We start from the raw sequence: 5,224 nt of genomic DNA, 5'->3' as shown, positions 1-5,224 counted from the left end.
TGGGAACAGGTGCGGCAGCTGGAGTTCCTCCGCGCCTACAAGGACGACCTCCCAACTCTGCGCATCGAATCGACCATCGCCGATCGGCATTACACGACGTTCTGGATCTCCCACTACAGGAACGGGGGTCGGTCATGAGCCACTTCGACCACGACGACGGCCTCGACGATCCCTGTGAGAAGTGGGACCAGCGAGACGCCGACCACGACGTCGACCGGCTACGCGATCTGGAGATCAGACTATGAACCACCCCGATTGCACATGTGCCGGCGGCAACGACGCAGCCCACTTCAAACACGAAGCGTTCTGCCGACTCCGAAACCCAGGCGGCCGGCCACCACCAGGCAACTGGCGACCACCGGTGACCGAAGAAATCATCGACGGCCATAACAAGATCGTCATCGCCAACTACGGCAACCGCGTCGAAGTCAACACCTATGAACGCAGCATCCACGACGAGAACAAGTGGGAATGCGTCAGTTGCGTAGGCATGAACACCGCCGCTCTCCGCCTCAAACTCAAATCCATTGGAGTACTCAATGACTGACATCATCGATGTCTACACGGACGCCGAACTGGCGAACCGTGCCGTCGTCCTCAAGGCCCTCGCATCCGCGGTGCTCGACGAGTTCAATCACGTCAAGTCCATTGCAGGAAACCAGCTCGACAAGGGCGACAGCAAAGCGGCCCGCCTCGGCGACGAGAAGCTGGGCCGGTTGTCGAAGTCGGATCCCAAGCCGACCGCCAAGATTACCGACCCGGAGAAGTTCGATGCCTATGTCCGTACGCGTTTCGCGGACAAGCTCGAACTCCGAGTCGAATTGGGGGATACCGCGGAGATCTGCGCGGTCCTCGCCGACGCTGGCGCCGACGACTTGTACAAGCATGTCGAGTCCATTCCCGACTGGCTGGTCCAGGAGCAGTTGAAGTCCGCTCTCGCTCCCGGGGCTGACATCCCTGGCATCACCGTCACCACACCTCCCGGCGTCGTCTCCGCAACGCCGACGCCCGCGGCGAAGACCCTCGTCCAGGAACTCCTGGCGAAGTCCCCGATCCCGCTCCTCGCTCTCGAATCCCCATCGCAGGAGGATCGACCATGATTCAGTTCGAACCAGCCACCAAGAAAGCATCGAAAGCCCGCATCGCCCTATGTGGCCCGTCAGGATCCGGCAAGACCTACACCGGCCTAGCTATCGCTACCGCCCTCTCGGATCGCGTCGCAGTCATCGACACTGAGCGCGGATCAGCATCGAAGTACGTCGGCCTCAATGGCTGGCAGTTCGACACAATCTCACCCGACAAGTTCTCGCCCCTCTCGCTCGTCGAAGCATTCGGAGTAGCCGCAGGAGCAGGGTACGGCTGCGTGCTCGTCGACTCCCTCTCGCATTACTGGATGGGCACTGACGGAATGCTCGAGCAAGTCGACCGCCGTAGCGGCGCGAACAAGTTCACCTCGGGATGGAAGGCAGTCGGCCCTGAAGAGAAGCAGATGATCGACGCAATGCTCACCTACCCGGGGCATGTGATCGCAACTCTCCGAACAAAAACGGAGTACGTGATCGAGGAGAACGAGCGCGGCAAGAAGGAGCCCCGCAAGGTTGGCATGAAGCCGATTCAGCGTGATGGAATCGAGTACGAGTTCGACTTGATCGGCGACCTCGATCATGAGAGTCGTTTGACGATTTCGAAGTCTCGCATCTCTTCATTGGCCGGTCAGGTCATCGCGAAGCCTGGTGTTGATCTAGCTGCGACGATCGCCGACTGGCTGGCTGACGGTATCGATGTCCCGTCTATTGCCGACTACCGCCAGCGTGCGGTTGACGCCGGCACGCGTGACGAACTGTTGGCAATCCTCAAGGAAATCGATTCGGCTCATCTGTCGAATGCGCCAACGGTTGACGACGACGGTCGACCGACTGTGCTGCGCGCCTTCATTGTCGCTCGCGGCCAGGCGCTTACCGAGCCCGGTGCAGCATGAGTGATCCGTACAGCTTGATCGAGATTGAGAAGCAACTGCGCGAACTCAACGCCACCTCTGGCTCGGAACTGCTGGAGCTGAAAAAGCTCGAGCATCGTAGGGCGAATGCCGAACATGCACTCTCTGTAGGTGAGGCGAAGGCATTCATGCAGGCGCAGGGAACTGTCGCCTTCAAGGAAGCGTTTGTCACCCTCGAAACGCGGCATCAGGCTCGCGCTGCACGGTTGGCGAAAGTGGCTGTGGACTACGCGAAGTCGAAGGTCCGCGAACGAGAGAACACCCGATCGGCACTTCAAACGCAAGCGAAGCTCGCTCTCGAAGCGATGCGCCTTGCGGGATACGGCGGTGGAGCATGACCATCACATTCCTACCTCTGCTCAATCTCCTCGACCGTGCACCGTGGACGGAGGAATCGCTGTGCTCGAAGTCCGAAAACCCTGACGCCTGGTTCCCGGTCAGTCCGCCCAAGTCGAATGACGCTGCGATCCTCACCTGCCATATGTGCCCTGTTATCGGACAGTGTGCGGCCGAGGCGATTTCAGCCAAGGAGACCTGGGGGATCCGTGCCGGCGTCTTCCATAGTGGGGATTCACGTGCCGCTTCTCGGAAGTTCGAAGCACTCAGGGCTATCGCAGAATCTCGTGACGTCAAGATTCCAGAACAGGCCATCGCCGATCAGGAGCGGAAAGAGCTCGTAGGCATGGCCGCAGTCAATGCGGCGCGCACACACTGCAAGCACGGCCACGAGTTCACAGAAGAGAGCACGGGTTACCGCAAGGAATCCAACGGAGTCCGATACCGGTACTGCCGTACATGCCACCAGGAGCGTCATCGGAAGACGGCGGAGCAGAAGGCGGCTTCGGCATGACCGCCAAGGAGGCGTACATCGGCCCACCCTTAACCAGGTTCGCTCCGATGCCTCGATCAGCGACGGTCGATCCCGCTCCTGTTCGCCGTCATGTCCAATCCTTGCTCGATTCTGGGATGACCTACAACATGATTGCCCGTGCCGCCGGTGTCTCAGCGCGGGTGGTTGTAGACCTGGTCGAGGTCCGGACTCGGCACATCCTGATGCCGAGCGCAGAGGCCCTGTTGACGACGACGCAGCGTCCGACACATCAGCAGGCCCTGGTTCTCAGTTATGGCGTGCGGCGACGACTCGAAGCGTTGGCAGTTATGGGTTGGCCGGCACGAGAAATCGCTCGTGAGTGTGGACGGGATGACTACTCGCTCATCACTCGCATTCGTGTGGCGACCAGGGTGCAGTGGCCCATTCATCAGATGGTCAGCGATTGCTACCAGCGGATTTCGCACGTGCAGTTCGGTGACCCCCGAACCTCTCGTTGGGCCATACGTCAAGGGTTCATTCACCCGTTCATGTGGGATGACATCGACGACTACTTCGAGGTGCCCGGTAGCGCCCCTGTTGATGTTGGTGTCGACGAGGTCCTGGTTCAGCGCGTCATCGACGGCACGTGGGTCGGCGAGATTCCTTCACTGGAGAGGCGTGCAGCGTTCGAGAAGTTGCACGCCTGTGGACTGTCGGCGACCGAGATTGCCGAGCGCCTGCATGTCACACCACGGACGGTCGAGCGACTGAGGGCGGCAGCATGAAAGCCGACGAGAAGCGTGGTCGCATGGGCGCAAAGAAGCGTTCCCAAGGCTTGTGCGAGGTCCACCTGCCGGGCATCTGCCTGGGTTGGGGGCACTCGATCCATCATCGCAAGAACCGTTCCCAGGGCGGCAATTGGGACATCTCAAACCTGCTCCACGTGTGCGGTGACGGCGTCCGCGGGTGCCATGGATGGATCACTGAAAATCCGAAGGCGTCATACGAAAAGGGGTGGGCGGTGAAGGGATGTTGGCGTCCGGACGAGATTCCAGTGCTCCTCGTCCACGACGCCGAACCGGTCCTGCTGTCCGATGACGGCTCATTCCACCGACCAATCAAGGGGGAGCGACCATGAGGATCCGATCCACCAAACCAGAGTTCTGGCGATCGCGTGTCGTTGCCTCCGTGAATTGGGATGCGCGTCTCGTTTTGAAAGGTCTGGAGTCATACGTCGACGACAACGGAGTGGGCCGAGATGACCTCGCTTTGATTGTCGGGGATGTGTTCTCTCGCGACATGGCGGCGAACCCTCGCGACACCCTCGCGAGGGTGTCAGAAGCTATTTCCCACCTCTCCCAGGTCGGTTTAATCCATCGCTACAAGGTCGATGGTCGGCCACTTCTGTACATCTCCAACTGGGATGCGATCCAGCGGATCGACAAGCCAGGAAAAGGACGTTTGCCCAGGCCAGACGGCACGTTGGACTACAAGGAGTCCATCATTCGCGAGAGTGTCGCGAGCCCTCGCGAGGGTGTCGTGCCTGGAACAGGGGAACAGGGGAACAGGGGAACAGAGGAACAGGGGATAACTACCTTGTCCGAACCTGCGGTGTCGGACGTCCGCAATTCCTATCCGACAGCATTCGAAGAGTTCTGGTCCGCGTACCCGAAGCGGGAGCAGAAGCGAGATGCGCTCAAGGCATGGCAAGCGGCGATCAAGCGGGCCACGAACGCCGAGTTGATCGCAGGGGCAATCCGATACACCGAAGATCCCAACCGCGAGGACGCCTACACGAAGCTTCCGGGCGGGTGGCTCCGAGCAGACATGTGGCTCGACGGACCGATCACTCCACGCTTCGATCCTCGCGCCACCCCTGCGGTCTCAAAGCAGGACGCAAAAATCCAGAGTTACCGCGAGCGGGGTGATCAGCTCGTCGAGTCGGTCCTCTTCGGAACGCAAAAGGAAATCTCATGAATCCCGATGTTGCCGCCGAGGCAATCGAAACCGCGACCCAGGTGCTCATGAAGTGCGCAGCCAATGACCCCTGGTTCCCTGCGGGTGGCGACGGAATCCAGGTTGCGTGGGCGGAAGTGTTCGCCGAGTCCGGGCTCGCTCGTGAGGATCTCCTCGCGGGCGTGGCCCGGGCCTACCGGCTCGAGACGGAAGGTTTCAAGCCGTTGCCGGCGGCGATCGTCAAGTACGCGAAGGAGGCGTACTACGACTCGCTGAAGTCCCTCCCGGAAGCGAAGCGGGAAGCGATGGAGGAGGCGTCTCACATCCTCCAGGAGCTCGGTTTGACTCCGCCGCAGGCTCATCGCTACGCCAGGCGGATTGCGCTCGGCAGGAAGCCTCTGGTGGCTCTGACGCCGGAACAGGATTCGCAGCTTCGGATTCGACTGGCCGAGCGGCAGGCA

9 protein-coding genes are annotated in these 5,224 nt (G+C 60.7%); all 9 read left to right on the top strand.

Annotated elements, in window-relative coordinates:
* The first annotated feature begins 241 nt into the window (after positions 1-241).
* Positions 242-547 carry a hypothetical protein gene (locus M1L53_RS32905; protein WP_261949496.1) on the top strand — a complete coding sequence of 102 codons (306 nt, stop codon included), beginning with the start codon at positions 242-244 and terminating at the stop codon, positions 545-547.
* Positions 540-1,100 (top strand): hypothetical protein, encoded by a 561-nt coding sequence (locus M1L53_RS32900; protein ID WP_261949495.1) that lies wholly within the window; start codon positions 540-542, stop codon positions 1,098-1,100. The genes M1L53_RS32905 and M1L53_RS32900 overlap by 8 nt, the downstream gene beginning before the upstream one ends.
* Positions 1,097-1,978 carry an ATP-binding protein gene (locus M1L53_RS32895; protein WP_261949494.1) on the top strand — a complete coding sequence of 294 codons (882 nt, stop codon included), beginning with the start codon at positions 1,097-1,099 and terminating at the stop codon, positions 1,976-1,978. The genes M1L53_RS32900 and M1L53_RS32895 overlap by 4 nt, the downstream gene beginning before the upstream one ends.
* Positions 1,975-2,334 carry a hypothetical protein gene (locus M1L53_RS32890; protein WP_261949493.1) on the top strand — a complete coding sequence of 120 codons (360 nt, stop codon included), beginning with the start codon at positions 1,975-1,977 and terminating at the stop codon, positions 2,332-2,334. Before M1L53_RS32895 ends, M1L53_RS32890 begins: the two co-directional genes overlap by 4 nt.
* The gene (locus M1L53_RS32885; protein WP_261949492.1) at positions 2,331-2,846 is read left to right on the top strand and encodes a WhiB family transcriptional regulator; all 516 of its coding nucleotides are present in this window, start codon (positions 2,331-2,333) and stop codon (positions 2,844-2,846) included. The genes M1L53_RS32890 and M1L53_RS32885 overlap by 4 nt, the downstream gene beginning before the upstream one ends.
* On the top strand, positions 2,843-3,592 hold the full coding sequence (locus M1L53_RS32880) for a helix-turn-helix domain-containing protein (RefSeq protein WP_261949491.1): 750 nt from the start codon (positions 2,843-2,845) through the stop codon (positions 3,590-3,592). The genes M1L53_RS32885 and M1L53_RS32880 overlap by 4 nt, the downstream gene beginning before the upstream one ends.
* Entirely contained in the window at positions 3,589-3,945 is a 357-nt protein-coding gene (locus tag M1L53_RS32875) for an HNH endonuclease (RefSeq protein ID WP_261949490.1), read from the top strand. Before M1L53_RS32880 ends, M1L53_RS32875 begins: the two co-directional genes overlap by 4 nt.
* The gene (locus tag M1L53_RS32870; protein ID WP_261949489.1) at positions 3,942-4,784 is read left to right on the top strand and encodes a hypothetical protein; all 843 of its coding nucleotides are present in this window, start codon (positions 3,942-3,944) and stop codon (positions 4,782-4,784) included. The genes M1L53_RS32875 and M1L53_RS32870 overlap by 4 nt, the downstream gene beginning before the upstream one ends.
* Positions 4,781-5,224, top strand: a 444-nt coding sequence (locus M1L53_RS32865) for a hypothetical protein (protein ID WP_261949488.1), incomplete at its 3' end; no start/stop codon positions are given. The genes M1L53_RS32870 and M1L53_RS32865, both read left to right, overlap by 4 nt.

The organism is Rhodococcus sp. T9N, assembly GCF_024436645.1.
GTDB lineage: Bacteria > Actinomycetota > Actinomycetes > Mycobacteriales > Mycobacteriaceae > Rhodococcus_F > Rhodococcus_F qingshengii.
This window is presented reverse-complemented; position numbering and strand designations above follow the sequence as displayed.